General features: G+C 54.4%; 11 protein-coding genes and 1 CRISPR repeat array. Of the genes, 5 read left to right on the forward strand and 6 right to left on the reverse strand.

What is annotated here, in order from left to right; all coding sequences use genetic code 11:
* Nucleotides 1-28: 28 nt before the first annotated feature.
* Nucleotides 29-766 (reverse strand): ribonuclease PH, encoded by a 738-nt coding sequence (gene rph, locus BDE01S_RS02370; protein WP_066076856.1) that lies wholly within the window; start codon nt 764-766, stop codon nt 29-31.
* A gap of 104 nt (nt 767-870) precedes the next feature.
* Between rph and BDE01S_RS02375 the strand changes: the two genes are divergently transcribed.
* The gene (locus tag BDE01S_RS02375) at nt 871-1,743 is read left to right on the forward strand and encodes a YicC/YloC family endoribonuclease (RefSeq protein WP_245934280.1); all 873 of its coding nucleotides are present in this window, start codon (nt 871-873) and stop codon (nt 1,741-1,743) included.
* Nucleotides 1,744-2,037: 294 nt separating this feature from the next.
* Complete coding sequence (locus tag BDE01S_RS02380) at nt 2,038-3,186, forward strand: 5-methyltetrahydropteroyltriglutamate--homocysteine S-methyltransferase (RefSeq protein ID WP_066076859.1); 1,149 nt, start codon at nt 2,038-2,040, stop codon at nt 3,184-3,186.
* 210 nt (nt 3,187-3,396) lie between these two features.
* Here BDE01S_RS02380 and trkA read toward each other — a convergent pair whose 3' ends face one another.
* Nucleotides 3,397-4,800 (reverse strand): Trk system potassium transporter TrkA, encoded by a 1,404-nt coding sequence (trkA, locus tag BDE01S_RS02385; protein ID WP_066076883.1) that lies wholly within the window; start codon nt 4,798-4,800, stop codon nt 3,397-3,399.
* Between the two features lie 371 nt (nt 4,801-5,171).
* Between trkA and cas9 the strand changes: the two genes are divergently transcribed.
* The 3 genes from cas9 (at nt 5,172) to cas2 (ending at nt 9,678) form a co-directional block, all read left to right on the forward strand.
* Complete coding sequence (cas9, locus tag BDE01S_RS02390; RefSeq protein WP_066076886.1) at nt 5,172-8,381, forward strand: type II CRISPR RNA-guided endonuclease Cas9; 3,210 nt, start codon at nt 5,172-5,174, stop codon at nt 8,379-8,381.
* 66 nt (nt 8,382-8,447) lie between these two features.
* Nucleotides 8,448-9,359 carry a type II CRISPR-associated endonuclease Cas1 gene (cas1, locus tag BDE01S_RS02395; RefSeq protein WP_066076861.1) on the forward strand — a complete coding sequence of 304 codons (912 nt, stop codon included), beginning with the start codon at nt 8,448-8,450 and terminating at the stop codon, nt 9,357-9,359.
* Nucleotides 9,352-9,678, forward strand: a complete 327-nt coding sequence (gene cas2 / locus BDE01S_RS02400; RefSeq protein ID WP_066076866.1) for a CRISPR-associated endonuclease Cas2 — start codon at nt 9,352-9,354, stop codon at nt 9,676-9,678. Before cas1 ends, cas2 begins: the two co-directional genes overlap by 8 nt.
* A gap of 63 nt (nt 9,679-9,741) precedes the next feature.
* Nucleotides 9,742-10,437: direct repeats of the CRISPR family, unit length 36 nt; unit sequence ATTGTAGCACTACGAGATGAGAGAGGGAGCTACAAC.
* A gap of 170 nt (nt 10,438-10,607) precedes the next feature.
* On the opposite strand, the gene BDE01S_RS02405 is transcribed toward cas2, so the two are convergent.
* From BDE01S_RS02405 to BDE01S_RS02420, 4 genes are all read right to left on the reverse strand, one after another.
* Complete coding sequence (locus BDE01S_RS02405; RefSeq protein ID WP_066076868.1) at nt 10,608-12,089, reverse strand: DASS family sodium-coupled anion symporter; 1,482 nt, start codon at nt 12,087-12,089, stop codon at nt 10,608-10,610.
* A 508-nt stretch (nt 12,090-12,597) separates the two neighbouring features.
* Nucleotides 12,598-13,854, reverse strand: a complete 1,257-nt coding sequence (locus BDE01S_RS02410) for a complex I 51 kDa subunit family protein (RefSeq protein ID WP_066076871.1) — start codon at nt 13,852-13,854, stop codon at nt 12,598-12,600.
* A complete protein-coding gene (locus BDE01S_RS02415; RefSeq protein WP_066076873.1) occupies nt 13,851-15,479 on the reverse strand; it encodes an FAD-binding protein in 1,629 nt (542 codons plus the stop codon). Before BDE01S_RS02415 ends, BDE01S_RS02410 begins: the two co-directional genes overlap by 4 nt.
* Nucleotides 15,479-16,117 carry a 4Fe-4S dicluster domain-containing protein gene (locus BDE01S_RS02420; RefSeq protein WP_066076877.1) on the reverse strand — a complete coding sequence of 213 codons (639 nt, stop codon included), beginning with the start codon at nt 16,115-16,117 and terminating at the stop codon, nt 15,479-15,481. The genes BDE01S_RS02415 and BDE01S_RS02420 overlap by 1 nt, the downstream gene beginning before the upstream one ends.
* Nucleotides 16,118-16,679 lie beyond the last annotated feature (562 nt).

A 16,679-nucleotide genomic window follows, 5' to 3' on the forward strand; every position in this document is an offset into this window, starting at 1 on the left:
TATAAATTGGTATAACAGGCTGCGTTTTTCAGACGGCCTGCGCTGCCTGCGCCAGCGCGTTTTGCTGGTGTTGCACCAATTCGGCGATGCCTTTCTGACCCAGCGCAATCAGTTTGCCCAATTCTTCGATGGAAAAGGGCGCGCCCTCGGCCGTGCCTTGGATTTCGATGATTTTGCCTGATGCGGTCATGACGATGTTGACATCGCTGTCGCAGCCGGAATCTTCCGGATAGTCCAAATCCAGCAGGGGCGTGCCGCCGACGACGCCGACGGAGACGGCGGCTACGGCTTCGGCAATCGGGTTTTCGCTGATCAGGCCGTCTGAAAGCAGTTTGTCCACCGCCATTTTCAGGGCGACGAATGCGCCGGTAATCGAGGCGGTACGCGTGCCGCCGTCGGCTTGGATGACATCGCAGTCGATCAGGATTTGGCGTTCGCCCAGTTTGTTCATGTCGACCACGGCGCGTAAGGCGCGGCCGATGAGGCGTTGGATTTCTTGGGTGCGGCCGGACTGTTTGCCCGCGGTGGCTTCGCGGCGCATGCGCGAGGCGGTGGAGGCGGGCAGCATGCCGTATTCGGCGGTGACCCAGCCTTGTGCTTTACCGCGCAGAAACGGCGGTACGTTTTCGTCGATGGAGGCGGTGCAGATGACTTTGGTGTTGCCGCATTCGATTAAGACCGATCCGTCGGCATGCGGCAGGAAATCGGGGGTGATTTTGATGTCGCGCAGGCTGTCGGCGGCGCGGGTCGTGCGGATGGGGTGCATGGTCAATCCTTGAAATTTGGTGTGGCGCAATTATAGCATGCGGGGAATGTGCTATATTGGGTAGTGATTTCACTCGTGATTGAATTGGAAACGGAGTAAAACATATGAGCATTAAAAGTATGACCGGCTTTGCAAATGTGGCCGGAGAATGCGGCAGCAAGCGCGTTAATTTGGAAATCCGTGCGGTGAACCACCGTTATTTGGACGTGCAGTTCCGCATGCCGGAGGATGTGCGCCATTTGGAAGGCGCGTTGCGCGAGCAGATTGCGGCGGCGGCGGCGCGCGGTAAGCTGGAGTGCCGTATTCAGGTGCAGGATATTGCGCAGGGCGGGCAGGGCTTGGCGGTCAATCAGGAGCTGGTTGACCGGCTGGCGAAGCTGAATAAGCAGTGGCGCAAGCAGCACGGGGATTTGGGCAAGTTGACGGTGGCGGATATTTTGAAATTCCCCGGGGTGTTGGCGAGCCAAAACGAAGACGCGGATACTTTTGCGAAAACCGTGCAGGCTTTGTTGTCGCAGGCCTTGCAGGATTTTAATTCCGCGCGTATCCGCGAGGGGGCGAAGCTGGCGGAGCATTTGCTGCAGCGTTTGGGCGGTATGACGGAAATCGTCGATGCATTAAGTCAAACCTTCCCAAGCCTTTTGGAAGCGCATATGGAAAAAGTGCGCGCGCGCCTGGCCGAAGCGGTGGGTCATATCGACAACGACCGCCTGCAGCAGGAATTTGCGCTGTTTATCCAGAAATCGGATGTCGATGAGGAATTCAGCCGCCTGCGCACGCATATCGCTGAAGTGCGCCGCATTGTGACCGAGGATAAAGGCAGCGCGGGCAAGCGTTTGGACTTTTTGATGCAGGAATTGAACCGCGAAGCGAATACGCTGGGCAGCAAGGCGATTGCGGCGGAATGCACGCAGGCTTCGGTTGAATTGAAAGTGTTGATTGAGCAGATGCGCGAGCAGGTGCAGAATATCGAGTAAGGTTTGGATAAACAAAAGGCTGTTTGAAAATACGCATTTTCAGACGGCCTTTTTTGCTCCCTATGGATATGAATCAAATTAATCTTTAACATCTGAATTTTTCAGGCGGCATCGCACCATATCCGCGTCAGCAGGGGCGGCCTTTCTGCTATACTTAAAGCCGTAGCGCGAACGAAATCCAATAAAAAAGCTGCGGCATAATGTCGGCTGCGAAAGCAGAGCCGAAGCAGGCTGCCCCGCATCTTTTTTATTTCATTTCACGATAACGACCGAATACCCCAAAAGGATACCGCCATGAGCAAACTGTTTCCCCAAGCCACCCTGCGCGACCGCGCGCCGTTCCGTTTCGACATCGTGGGCAGCTTCCTGCGCCCCGACGCGCTCAAGCAGGCGCGCCGCCAATGCGTGTGCGGCGAATGCTCGGTAGAGGATTTGCACGCCGTGGAAGATGCGGAAGTGGCCAAGCTGGTGGCTCAGGAAAAAGCCGTCGGCTTGCCGAACGTCACCGACGGCGAATTCCGCCGCACCTGGTGGCACTTGGATTTCCTGTTTGAGCTTCTGGGCGTGGAGCTGGAAGACGCCAAAGAATACAGCACCCAGTTTAAAGCGCATATGCACCGCCCTGTGACCCTGAAAATCACCGGCAAAATCGAATTTCCGAAAGTGCATCCGTTTATCGACCACTTCAAAGGCCTGCAAAAAGCCGCCGGCGATTATCCCGTGAAATTCACCATTCCCTCGCCGAGCATGCTGCACCTGATTACCTGCGTGCGCACGCCCAATCCGCAATTAATCGAGCGCTATGCGGGCAACGAAGAGCAGCTGTTTGCCGATACCACCGCCGCCTACATCGACGCGGTCAACGCCCTGTATGCCGCCGGCTGCCGCATTTTGCAGCTGGACGATACCGCATGGGGCGAATTCTGCTCCGAAGAAAAACGCGCGCTCTACACCGCGCAGGGCGTGGACATCGATGCCGTGGCCAAACGCTACGTTAAAATGCTCAACGACATCCGCGACGCCGCGCCGGCCGATATGGCGATTACCATGCACATCTGCCGCGGCAACTTCCGCTCAACCTGGTTCTCCAGCGGCGGCTACGAGCCGGTGGCGGAAATCCTGTTCGGCGGTTGTCATGTAGACGGCTTCTTCCTCGAATACGACAGCGACCGCGCCGGCGACTTCAAACCGCTGCGCTTTATTCAAAACCAGCAAGTCGTATTGGGCCTGATTACCTCGAAAAACGGCGATTTGGAAGACAAAGCCGCCATCATCGAGCGCATCAAAGAAGCAGCGCAATATGTCGATATCAACCAACTCTGCCTCAGCCCGCAATGCGGCTTCGCATCTACCGAAGAGGGTAATGTCCTGACCGAAGAAGACCAGTGGAAAAAACTGGAACTGGTACGCGAAATCGTAGAAGAAGTGTGGGGCAAGGTTTAATTCCCGGCGCATTTTGAATACGTATCGGATTAAGATAAAGCATAACAGGCCGTCTGAAAATAGGGTTTTCAGACGGCCTGTTTGTTTATGATGCTTGGATACAGCGTGCCGTATTGCTTTGATTTTGCATCACGCTCGAACTTGCAAACTTAAAAGCCGTCTGAAAATGGAGATTTTCAGACGGCTTTTCTATATCGTTTCGGAACAGGTTCAACCGAAAAAGCCCATTTTCACCTGAATCAGTTTTTCCAATTCGCGCAATACGCGGCGGCGGGCGACGAAGAAGATGACGTGGTCGCCTTCCTGCAGCACGGTTTCTTCGTGATGCCCCATGATGACTTCGCTGCCGCGTACCAATGCGGCGAAGTGGCAGCCCTGCGGCCATTGGACATCGCAGATGCGGCGGCCGATGATGGCAGAGGTGTTTTTGTCGCCGTGGACAATCACTTCGATGGCTTCCGCCGTACCGCGCCGCAGCGGATGCACGGCTACCACGTCGCCTCGGCGGACGTGTGCGAGTATCGAGCCGATGGTAATCAGATGCGGGGAAACTACAATGTCGATTTTATTACCCTCCAGCAAATCCACATAGCTGGAGCGGTTGACGATGGCAATCACGCGCTTGGCGCCGAGGTTTTTGGCCAAAAGCCCGGACATGATGTTGTTTTCATCATCGTTGGTCAGCGCGCAATAAACGTCGATTTCGTCGATGTATTCTTCGGCCAGTAGCGATTCGTCGGTGGCCGAGCCTTGCAGCACCAGCGTATTGTCGAGGTTTTCCGCCAGCCATTCGGCGCGGCCGGGATTGCGCGAGATGATTTTGATGTCGTATTGCGACTCCAGCTCTTTGGCCAGGCGGTAGCCGATGTTGCCGCCGCCGGCAATCATGATGCGGCGGTTGCGCGCTTCTTTCGGCCGCAGCTCGCGCATAATCGCGGCTACGCTGTTGCTGCTGGCAACGAAAAACACTTCGTCGCCCTCGATGATGACGGTTTGCGGCGTGGGCACAATCAGGCGGTTGTTGCGGTAAATCGCGCAGATTTGGCAGTCCACGCCGTCGGGCAGGTGGGCGTTGATTTCGGCGATTTCCTTGTTGACCAGCAAACCGCCCAAACGCGCCTGCACCACCACCATACGCACGCGGTCGTCGGCAAAATTCAATACCTGCAGCGCGCTGGTGTAGCTGAGCAGACCGACCAGCCGCTCGGTAACCAGCTGCTCGGGGCTGATGGTTTCGGTGATGTTGAAAAAGCTCAGGCTGTCGGTATCGCCTTTATCGCCGTCCACACGGTATTCCAGATATTCGCGCGAGCGCACGCGGGCGATGCGGCTGGGGATGTTGAACAAATCAGCGGCGATTTTGCAGGCCACGATATTGGTTTCGTCGCTGCGGGTCAGCGCCAGCAGCAAATCGGCATCCTCCGCCCCGGCCTGCTGCAACACAAACGGCGATGCGCCGTTGCCGGTAATGGTTTGCACATCGCAGCGGCTGCCGATGAGTTGCAGGGCTTTTTCGTCGATATCGACGATGGTTACATCGTTGCTGGGCAGCTGCGCCAGGTTTTGGGCAACGGTAGAGCCGACCTGGCCGCTGCCGAGAATCAGGATTTTCACGATAGTTTGCGGGTGAAGATAAGGATAGGCGAATTGTATAACAAAGGCCGTCTGAAAGCAGTATGGCTGCGTTTTCAGACGGCCTTTTTGCATGGGAAAGCCGGTTTGCGGTGCATGGCCGGAAACAGGCCGTCTGAAAAAGACGATGCCCCTGTTTAAGAAAACTCAAACAGGGGCTCATACATAAAGTATTTTACGTCGCGGCGCGTCTTTTCAGACGGCCTTATTGTAGCAACGGCTCTCATCTCGTAGTGCAACAATAGGGCGTATTTTATAAACGGAAGCGGCGGTTGTCAACGCCGATGCGGAGTGGGAAAATACGCTAAGGTATTGTTTTATAGATTTGAGCAAGGAAGAGAAAGGTGAAAACCATGCCGCGCTATATTCTCGGATTGGATTTGGGTATTGCTTCGGTGGGCTGGGCTTTGGTATCGGTGGATGAGGATGAGCATCCGGTCGGCCTGATTGATTGCGGCGTGCGCACGTTTGAGCGGGCGGAAGTGCCGAAAACCGGGGATTCGCTGGCTTTGGCGCGGCGGCAGGCGCGCAGCGTGCGCCGCTTAATCCGACGCAGGGCGCACCGTTTGCTGCGTTTGCGCCGTTTGTTGAAGCGCGAAGGCGTGTTGGCGGCTGCGGATTTTGATGCCGACGGTTTGGTTCGGGATTTGCCGGTTGATGTGTGGCAGTTGCGTGCGGCGGGACTGGACAGAAAGCTGGAAGCCAAAGAATGGGCGGCGGTGCTGCTGCATTTGGTGAAACACCGCGGTTATTTGTCGCAGCGTAAAAGCGAAATCAATGAAACAGATAAACATTCGGAGCAGGGTCGCTTGCTGGCCGGTGTGGCGGCAAACAGCGAATTATTGAAGCAGGATGCTTACCGCACGCCGGCGGAATTGGCGGTGAAGCATTTTGCTGTGCAAAACGGCCATATGCGCAACAAAGGCGGCGATTATTCGCATACGTTCAACCGCCAAGATCTGCAAAAAGAGCTGCGTCTTTTGTTTGAAAAGCAGCGCAGTTTCGGTAATCCGTTTGCCGCAGCGGAGTTGGAAGGCAAAGTTGAAGATTTGCTGATGACGCAGCGAAGCGCTTTGCAGGGTGAGGCGGTGCTGAAGATGTTGGGCAAGTGTACGTTTGAGCCTTCCGAATACAAAGCGGCCAAAAATACCTATTCCGCCGAGCGGTTTGTGTGGTTGACCAAGCTGAATAATCTGCGCATTCTGCATAACGGCGAAGAGCGGCCTTTGGAAGAAGCCGAGCGCAAAATGCTGCTGGACGAGCCGTATAAAAAAGCCAAATTCACTTACGCGCAGGCGCGGAAATTATTGGATTTGCCTGCCGATGCAGTGTTCAAAGGTTTGCGCTACGGCAAAGATTCAGACGGCCTTAAAGCCGAAAGCGGCGCGCTGATGGAAATGAAGGCTTACCACAAAATCCGCAGCGTATTGGAAAAGGCGGGCTTGAAAACCGAATGGCAGGGCTTGGCCACGCAGCCTGAATGGTTGGATGCCGTCGGTACGGCTTTTTCGCTTTATAAAACCGATGAAGATATTACCGCGCATTTGGCAGAATTTAAGCTGCCTGAAAACGTGTTGAATGCGCTGTTGGCCGGTATTAGCTTTGATAAATTTATTCAATTATCCCTGAAAGCATTGGATAAAATCTTGCCGATTATGGAAGTAGGCAAGCGTTATGATGAGGCTTGCGCAGCGGTTTACGGCGATCATTACGGCAGCAAACCGGTGCAAATCAGCCGCCTGCTGCCCACCATTCCCGCTGACGAAGTCCGCAACCCTGTTGTGTTCCGTACCTTAACCCAAGCGCGCAAAGTGGTTAACGCCATTATCCGCCGCTACGGTTCGCCGCAGCGCGTGCATATTGAAACGGCGCGCGAGTTGGGCAAATCGTTTAGAGACCGCAAGGAAATCGAAAAGCGGCAGGAAGAAAACCGCAAAGAGCGCGAACGGGCGGCAGCGGATTTTAAAGAATTGTTCCCAAATTTTGCCGGCGAACCCAAAGGTCGGGATATTTTGAAGTTGCGCCTTTACAAACAGCAGCAATGCAAATGTCTGTATTCGGGTGCGGAAATTGATTTGCGCCGCTTGGACGACGATGGCTATGTCGAAATCGACCACGCGCTGCCGTTTTCGCGCACTTGGGACGACAGTTTCAACAATAAAGTGCTGGTGCTGGGCAGCGAAAACCAGAAAAAGCGCAACCAAACGCCGTATGAATATTTGGACGGCGCAAGCAACAGCCAACGCTGGCGCGAATTTCAGGCGCGTGTGGCGGCCTGCCATTTCCCGTATGCCAAGAAACAGCGGATTCAGACGGCCAAACTCGACAGCAAAGCCGAGCAGGGCTTTTTGGAGCGCAATCTGAACGATACGCGCTATATTGCCCGCTTTTTGTGCCATTTCATCGAAGAAAACCTGCATTTGGAAGGCAGGGGCAAGCGGCGTGTGTTTGCTTCAAACGGCCAAATCACATCGCTCTTGCGCGGCTTGTGGGGCTTGCGGAAAGTGCGTGAAGACAATGACCGCCACCATGCGCTGGATGCGGTTGTGGTGGCGTGTTCCACCGTATCCATGCAGCAGAAAATCACCAAAGCCATGCAGCGGCGTGAAACGCTGGAAACAGTGGATACCGAAACCGGCGAAGTGAAGCCGCGCATTCCGCAGCCGTGGGATTTTTTCCGGAAGGAAGTGACGATACGGGTGTTCAGCGACCGGCCGCGTGAGGAACTCGCCAAGGAACTCAATTCGCGTCCGCAGGCTCTGCATGAATATGTTACGCCGCTGTTTGTTTCCCGTGCGCCGAACCGTAAGATGACGGGGCAGGGGCATTTGGAAACCGTTAAATCGGCAAAACGGCTGTCTGAAAATATCAGCGTGGTGAAAAAGCCGCTGACGCAGTTGAAATTAAAAGATATTGAAAAAATCGTCGGTTATGAACAGGCACGGGAACCTGCGCTTTATGCGGCTTTGGAAGCGCGTCTTCGGGCGCATAACGATGACCCGGTTAAGGCATTCGCCGAGCCGTTTTACAAACCGGCGAAAGACGGCAGACAAGGGGCTTTGGTTAAAGCCGTGCGCGTGGAGGATGTGCAGAAAACCGGTGTGATGGTGCGCGACGGTAACGGCATTGCCGATAATGCGACTATGGTGCGCGTGGATGTGTTCGGGAAGAACGGTAAAAACTATCTGGTGCCGGTTTATGCGTGGCAGGTGGCGAAAGGGGTGTTGCCGAATCGGGCGGTGGTACAGGGTAAGGATGAAGCAGACTGGGAGGTGATGGATGAAAGCTTTGCGTTTAAATTTTCGCTTTATCCGAATGATTTGGTGGAAGTAATCACAAAAAAAGGGCGGATTTTCGGTTATTTCGCCAGTTGTCATCGTGGTACAGGCAATATAAATATTCGGATTCATGATCTGGATAGTAAGATTGGTAAAAATGGAATGTTAGAAGGTGTTGGCGTAAAAACCGCATTATCCTTCCAAAAATACCAAATCGATCCGCTAGGCAAGAAAATCCGCTTGTGTAAGCCCGAAAAACGCCTTGAATTGAAAAACAAAAAATAAATGCCGCAGGCCGTCTGAAAAGTTTTCAGACGGCCTGTCGTGCTAAAAACATACGGAGAAAGCAACATGACTTGGCGCAGTATCCTGATTAGCCGGCCTGCCCGTTTGTCGTTGCAACATAACCACCTGCTAATCCAGCAAGACGAAGCCATCCCGGTACCGCTGGAGGATATAGCCGTTATCGTGATAGAAGCACGCGAAGTGGTGATAACTGCGCCGCTGTTGTCTGCGCTGGCGCAATACGGCGTTACCCTGCTGACCTGCGACGAGCAATTTCTACCCTGCGGACAATGGCTGCCGTTTGCCCGATACCACCGCAGCCTGAAAATCCTCAAGCTGCAAATTCATATGACGCAGCCGCAGAAAAAGCAGCTTTGGCAGCGGATTGTGCGGCAGAAAATCCGCAATCAGGCTTGGCTGCTGGGTTACAGCGGTCACGATATCGGTGCAGGCCGTCTGAATGCTCTGGCGGATGAAGTGAAGTCAGGCGACAAAGGCTATGCCGAAGGGCAGGCCGCCGCGCTGTATTTTCCCCTGTTGTTTGGCGATGCGTTTACCCGCAATCAGGAAAATGCCGTCAATGCCTGTCTGAATTACGGTTACAGTATTGTGCGTTCCGCTGTTGCCCGCGCGCTGGTGCAATATGGTTTTCTGCCCGCGCTGGGTTTGCAGCACAAGAGCGAGCTGAATGCATTTAACCTGGCCGACGATTTTATCGAGCCTTACCGGCAGATTGTGGATTTGCTGGTGTTCGACGCCGTGTGTACGCAAAGCCTGCCTGAAACGCTTTCGCCCGAAATCAAGCGCAAGCTGGTGGGGCTGCTTTGCTGCCAGATTATGCTCGACAAACGCCGTTACAGCCTGTTGGCCGCCATCGACCGCACCATACAGTCTTTTCAGACGGCATTAATCGAAAACAATCCCAAGCTGCTGAAACTGCCGCAAATGCTGCCTTTGAAAGAGCATGATTATGAATGAGGCCAAATTTATGCGCTTAATCGTCTTTTTCGACCTGCCCGTTACCACCGCCGCCAAACGCAAGGCGGCCAACCAATTCCGTAAGTTTTTGCAGAAAGACGGCTACCAGATGCTGCAATTGTCGGTGTATTCGCGTATCGTTCGCGGGCGCGATGCGTTGCAGAAACACCACAAAAGGCTGCTGCAACAGCTGCCCGAAGAGGGTCAGGTTCGTTATTTGGAGGTAACGGAAAAGCAGTATGCGGGTATGGTGATGCTGATCGGCGAGCCGAAAACGCGCGAAAAAAAGGTCAACGCCGACCAGCTTTTGCTGTTTTAAAACGGAATTTTAGGCAGAAATAAAGCCGGGAACCCTTGTTTTATAAGGGTTCCCGGCTTGGGTATTGTAGCACTACGAGATGAGAGAGGGAGCTACAACTAATCGCAAGATACTACGTTATGGGCGTGCATTGTAGCACTACGAGATGAGAGAGGGAGCTACAACATGATTTCGGCACGCTCCCGCTCCGCTTTGATTGTAGCACTACGAGATGAGAGAGGGAGCTACAACTTGGTCAGCGGGCTATCACACTTCGCGGCAATTGTAGCACTACGAGATGAGAGAGGGAGCTACAACTATCACTCCGAAAACAAGTTGATATCAGGGATTGTAGCACTACGAGATGAGAGAGGGAGCTACAACCTTTTTGGTCTGCCAAACCCTGTTGTCGACATTGTAGCACTACGAGATGAGAGAGGGAGCTACAACTTTAAAACCGGACAGCTACTGCTTCCGTATATTGTAGCACTACGAGATGAGAGAGGGAGCTACAACGAATGGCCGGATGCCTGCTTAAGCTGGGGCATTGTAGCACTACGAGATGAGAGAGGGAGCTACAACAATGAAAGCGTAGATGCCAAAGTTATCGCTATTGTAGCACTACGAGATGAGAGAGGGAGCTACAACTTTCGGTCCTACAAATTTGATTGATTTATAATTGTAGCACTACGAGATGAGAGAGGGAGCTACAACAATTTGCGTCAACATCAAACTTTTCTAGAAATTGTAGCACTACGAGATGAGAGAGGGAGCTACAACAATATAACTTATCAGTTATCAATCGGTGCGGAATCCCATTGTAGCACCACGAGACGAACACCCAATCCACAACAATCTACGCAATCCGCCTACAAAAAAGCCGTCTGAAAATCGCTTGTTTTTCAGACGGCTTTTTCTGCTTTATGCGGTTTCTGCAACCCAATGCGGGTTTACCAATGGCCCAATACCTTCCACCAGGCCAGGCCGATGGTGGCGAAAATCAGGAGTTCTAAAACGCTCATGATGAAGCCGGCTTTCCACCATTCGGTCATGGTGACGAAACCCGAGCCGTAAATCACGGGGGAAGAGCCTGATGCGTAGTGGGTCAGCGACATCATGATGCCGGTGGCGGCAGCCATCATCAGGGCAAACAGCATGGGCGGGGCGCCCAAGGCCAAGCCTGCGCCGTAGAATGCGCCGAACATGGCGGTAACGTGCGCCGTGCCGCTGGCGAAGACGTAGTGTGCGTAGAGGTAGGCCAGCATCAGAAGGGCGCAGCCGCCTTGCCAGCCTAAGCCCATGCCTGAAATACCGGCTTGCAGGTAGTCGGAGAGCCAGCCGATTAAGCCGAGTTTGTTGAGGAAGTTGGCCATCATGACCAATGCGGCAAACCACACCACGGTATCCCACGCGCCTTTTTCTTTCAGAGCGTCGTCCCAAGTCAGTACGCCGGTCAGCAGACAGAGTGCGAATCCGAGGAAGGTGGTGGTGGTGGCATCGATTTTGATGCCGAACAGCATGTCCGGTACGCCCGCCCATAAAAACAGCAGCAGCAGGAAGATGCCCAGCATGATTTTTTCTTCACGCTTCATCGGTCCCATTTCTTTCAACTGCTCTTTGGCCAGAGAGGTAGCGTTCGGTGTTTGCTTGATTTCGGGGGTGTAGAGGAAATACAGCACCAGCGGCATCAGCAGCAGGGCGGCCAAGCCGGGTACGACCATGGCGGCAAACCATGTGCCCCAAGAGAGGTGGATGTCGGAATCGGTGGCTTTGGCAACCAATTCGACCACTAGGGGATTGGGGGCTGTGGCGGTGATGAAGATGATGCAGCAGATGATGTTGGCGTGGTAGTTGACCAGTGCCAGATATTTGCCGATTTTGCCTTCCGTGCCTTTTTCAGGGTCGGAATCGAAACTCAGGGCGATGGATTTCATAATCGGGTGCACAATCGCGCCGCCGCGTGCGGTGTTGGAGGGGGTGACCGGTGCGATGAAGAGGTCGGCGATTGCCAGGCTGTAGCCTACGCCCAGCGTGCGTTTGCCGAACAGGGAAATCAACAGGTAACCGATGCGCATGCCGAGGCCGGTTTTCAAGAGGCCGCGCGAGATGATGATGGCGATACCGATCATCCAAATCAGCGAGTTGTTGAGGCTGCTCAATGCGTCTTTGATGGCTTGTCCGGCCGGGTTTTTGACCGGTTCGCCGTCCACCAGTTCGGGTACGGTCACGCCGGTCAGCGCAACCAGTGTGATGCCCAGAATCGCCATCGCGCCAATCGGCATGGCTTTGCCGATGATGCCGGCAATGATGCCGACAAACAAGGCCAGCAGGTGCCAGGCCTGCGGCGACACGCCTTCCGGTACCGGAATGATGAACCAGATAAGCAGCGTCAGTATCAGCGCGACGGCTGCGGGAATTGGCTTAAAGCCCATTTTGAATCTCCTGAAGGTATAAAAATAAAAGGGGAATCGGGTTTCAGACGGCATTTATACTAGTCAAATTTCCAAGAAACTGTAATGAGCAGACTCAGTAGGGGTAAGGTTTTGCTGGGCTGAAGCCCAGCCTGTTCATTATAATTTTTATAAATTTCAATATGTTGATTTAAGGCCGTCTGAAAAAGGTGTCGGCTGGGAGATGAAATCCCGACAAATATTCTACAAATCCAAACGTGTCGGGTTTACAACCCAAGCTACACAATACGCACCACTATTATGAGTAATGCGTAGGCTGGGCTTCAGCCCGGCAATACCTAGCTCCGACCGTGCTAAGATCCAACCTACTCATTTTATATACTCGTCCCGTTGGATTGATACGGCGTTGTTGCGTCCGGCTCAAAGAGGAAGCCCGACTAAGCTGTCTTGTCTCAATCTAACGAAATGACTTGTGTCACACAGAAACATTTTCAGACGGCCTTAAACGCATTCAAGGCCGTCTGAAAAATTACCGTTCCTGCTCTCCCGGCAGGCCGTATTCTTCGGGGAAGGTACGCAGCGAGCTTTGCAATACCGTTACCGCACCGTCGATTAGGCCGCAGCGCCCGCTGTGCGGCAGCAGCTTGCACAGGCTTTGCAGGGCGTGCAAATCGTCGGCGGTGCCGATACCGGTGTCCACGCGGTTGAGGAGGCGGGAAAGTTGGAAGGTGCCGCCTTTGCAGGGCGGGCATTGGCCGCAGGAGTTTGCGGCGAAAAATTCCACGTATTCCGATACTTTGCGTACGACGCTGGTGCCTTCGGAAATGACAATCATCGCGCCGGTGCCGAGGCTGGATTTGCGTTCGCGCACGGAGACGAAGTCCAGAGGCACGTCCAAATCTTTGGCAGTCAGAAGCGTATTCGAGGGGCCGCCGGTAAACACGGCTTTAAAGGTGCGGCCTTCGAGCATGCCGCCTCCGTGGACGTAAATCAGCTCGTGCAGGGTGGTGCCCATCGGCAGCTCGTACAGCCCCGGGTTCAATACGTCGCCGGAGAGTGAGTAGAGTTTGGTGCCGGCGGCTTCGCCCAAGCCCAAATTCCGATACCATTCGGCACCGTTGGCGAGGATTTGCGGAATGTTGGCGAAGGTTTCGGTGTTGTTGATCAGCGTCGGCGCGCCGAATACGCCGCTTTCGGCCGGAAACGGCGGTTTGCGGCGCGGAAACGGGAAATTGCCCTCCAACCAGGAGATGACGGCGGTTTCTTCGCCGCCGATATAGCGTCCGGATGTTTTCACCAGCTGCAAGTCCAGCGGTTTGCCCAAATAGTTTTCAATGCGGATGAACAAATCGCTTGTTTTCCATTCTTCGATGGCGGGCGTGAGCGAGGCGATGGATTCGGTTTGGTGCGGATTGACATACAAAACCGCTTTGTTGGCACGGCAGGCCACGGCGGCAATCAGCACGCCTTCGATGACTTGGTGGGGTGTTTCCGCCAGCAGTACGCGGTCTTTGAAGGTGCCCGGTTCGTCTTCGTTGGCGTTGCAGACAACGTATTTGTCGCCGTTTTTGCTTTGTGCGGCGACTGCGGCTTCCCACTTGCGCCAAGTCGGAAAACCGGCACCGCCCATGCCGCAAAGATTCGCGTCTTGCAAAGTGGCGATGATGTTTTCGGGGGCGGACAAGGCAGCCAGCAGGCCTTTGCCGCCGCCGACTTTGCGCCATGCCGCCAAATCCGCGCCGACGCGGCGCGACGGGTGCAGTAAGTTTTGATTTGCCTGATTCATGATTGTTCTCCTTGCAAGCCTGCGTGTTCGCGCAAATCGAATTTGCCGTAGTCGGGATAGAGTACCGGTGCTTTGACATCGCTGTGTAAACCGGCGCGGGTCATTTCGCGTTGCAGGTTGTGGACATGGTCCACGCCGCCGCGTACTTTTTTCAGCGGCAGGCCGGATGTGGCGGCGGCAATGCCGGCGCGGCGGCCGAAGCTGATGATGTCCAAAAGTGCGTTGCCCATCAGACGGTTGCGGCCGTGGATGCCGCCGGTTACTTCGCCGGCTCCGTACAGGCCCGGAACGGAGGTTGAACCGTCGCCGTTGATTTCCATGCCGCCGTTTTGGTAGTGCAGGGTCGGGTGAATCATCATCGGCTCGACCGCCGGATCAATGCCGCATTTGTGGGCGACGTGTCCCAGCGTGACCAAACGGCTCAATACGTCGGGATCGTTTTCAATCAGACGCGGGGTATCCAGGAAAACACCAAGCTGGCCGTCGCGTTCCACGCCGCGGCCTTCGGCCACTTCGCGCAAAATCGCTGCCGCCACCACGTCGCGCGGTTGCAATTCGTCAACAAAACGCTCGCCCAAGCCGTTAACCAATTTGGTACCGGCGGAACGCACGGCTTCGGAAATCAGCGCGCCGGCCAAATGCGGCGGGTGGGCGACTCCGGTGGGGTGGTATTGGAAGGAGTCGACGTCGCGCAGCTTCGCGCCGATACGGTAGGCCATCACCAAGCCGTCGGCTGTCGCACCGTAGTGGTTGGAAGTGGCGAAACCCTGCAGGTGCAGACGGCCTGAACCGCCGGTGGCCAATACCACGGATTTGGCGTGCACCAATACCAAGGAACGGTTTTCCAGATCGTATAGAATCGCGCCGACGCAGCGGCCGTGTTCGTCCGACAACAATTCAATCGCAGGATGGCGGTTGAGCTGGGTAATGTTTTCGTCCAGTTCGACTGCTTCGCGCAGCACCCTCATCATTTCCAAGCCGGTAAAGTCCCGGTAGCTCAAAATACGGGGAACGGTCGTACCGCCCGCACGTTTGCGGCTCAGATGGCCGTTGCTGCCTTCGCCTTTGGCCAGGTCAAACGTCATGCCCAAGCCAATCAGCCAGCGCACGGCAGACGGCGCGTCGGTGACCATTTGTGCGACCAGCTCTTTTTTCGCAGCGTTATGGCCGCCTTTGATGGTGTCGTCGAAATGTTGCTGCAGGCTGTCGTCGGCACCGACTGCCGCCTGCATGCCGCCTTCGGCCATCACGGTGTTGCTGTCGCCGATGCGCAGTTTGTTGGCCATAATCACGCGCGCACCTGCTTCGGTGGCCGACAATGCCGCCGCCGCACCCGCGCCGCCGCCGCCGATTACCAAAACGTCGGTGTTCAAGTGCACCGCGCGCGACAAGTCGTAGTCGTCGATCAAGGGTTGGCTGGTCAGCAGTTTGGCCAAGTCGGGATGGCAGTAGTCGCCCGTGTTCGGGCCGATGGGCAGCTTCACGCGCGCACCGGCTTGGTAGTCGGGATGGTATTTGCTCAGCAATTCCTCTTTGGGTGGCAGGTCGCCACGCAGCTCCAATGAAGATTCGCGCAGGTTTTTCAGGGCGGTTTCGTAGTCGATACCGGTAAATTTCCGAGTCATTACACGGCCTCCTCTTCAAAGGTAACGGTCATTTTGCCGCTGTCGATTTCCTGCAGGCGGCGCATGAGGTCGACCGGGCGCAATGTCCGCGCGGCTTTCATGCGGCGTGCGAACAGCCCCAAGTGGTTGGGGCGGATGTGTTCGGGGCAGGAGAGGGTGCAGAGGTTGCACATCACGCATTGGTCGAAAGTGTCGGATGCGGCGCCGAAGTCGCCGGATACGACTTGCGCGACGCCTTTTTCCACTTCCAAACCTTTCGGACAGGCTCTGTTGCAGCCGCCGCAGTGGCGGCAGTGTTGCGCTTCGGGAAAGGCTTTTGTGGTGTCGTCGAGCCAGTTCCAACCGTCGCCGACCTCGCTGACGTCGTAGTATTGGATGTGTTCGGGAATGAAATAGTCGATAAAGCTGACCTGCATGCCGGCTTCGACTTTGGTTTCGCAGGCCAGCGCGGTGGTGACTTCGCGGTCGCCTTCTTTGCGGATCATGCAGCGGCAGGATCCGCATACGCCTTGACCCATGCAGCCGACGTTGGCGGTCAGCGCATTGCCCGAACGGGCGTAGGCTTGGATGATGGACGAGTCGGGAGAGGCTTTGACTTCGTGCCCGTCTATGGTCAGGGTTAATAAGTTTTCACTCATGATTAAGTCCTGTGGCAATGGAAAGGTATGGGCCGGCAGGTTATGTGTACTTTTATTACAGCCAGCCGGTCAAAGTACCTGAGCGGTTTACTTGGCTTTTCTTATATAAATCAACGTCTGCCGATTAAGTGAAAGTGTAGCAGAAATCGTGAAAGGTTTTGAGACGGGGGTGGGGAGGCTGTGTTTTTCAGACGGCTTGTAAGATTGTGGACAAAATTACGCAGTCAGTAAAGGAAGGGATGGGGTAATTTTTTATTTTTAATGGAAATATGTTCAAGCCGCGGAAACGGTTTGTTAGAAATTTACAAAATACGATATTGGGTTGTATTATATTTTTTATTGATGATTTTAAATATCTTATTGAAATATAATGAAAATATAAATTACGGGATAGGTTTGGTTGATTGTTATAAAATTTCAAAAAAATCAAGCAAGTTTGATTTCTGTCAAAATTTCGCTGCAAAAAGATGACATCTTTTTCACATTCGCGTAGCGTGTCTGCTGTAAAGAGAAGGCCGTCTGAAAACGGTATAAGACTGCTTCTACCGAAAGCCGGTAAAAT

Source organism: Bergeriella denitrificans NBRC 102155 (genome assembly GCF_001592185.1).
Classification (GTDB): domain Bacteria; phylum Pseudomonadota; class Gammaproteobacteria; order Burkholderiales; family Neisseriaceae; genus Neisseria; species Neisseria denitrificans.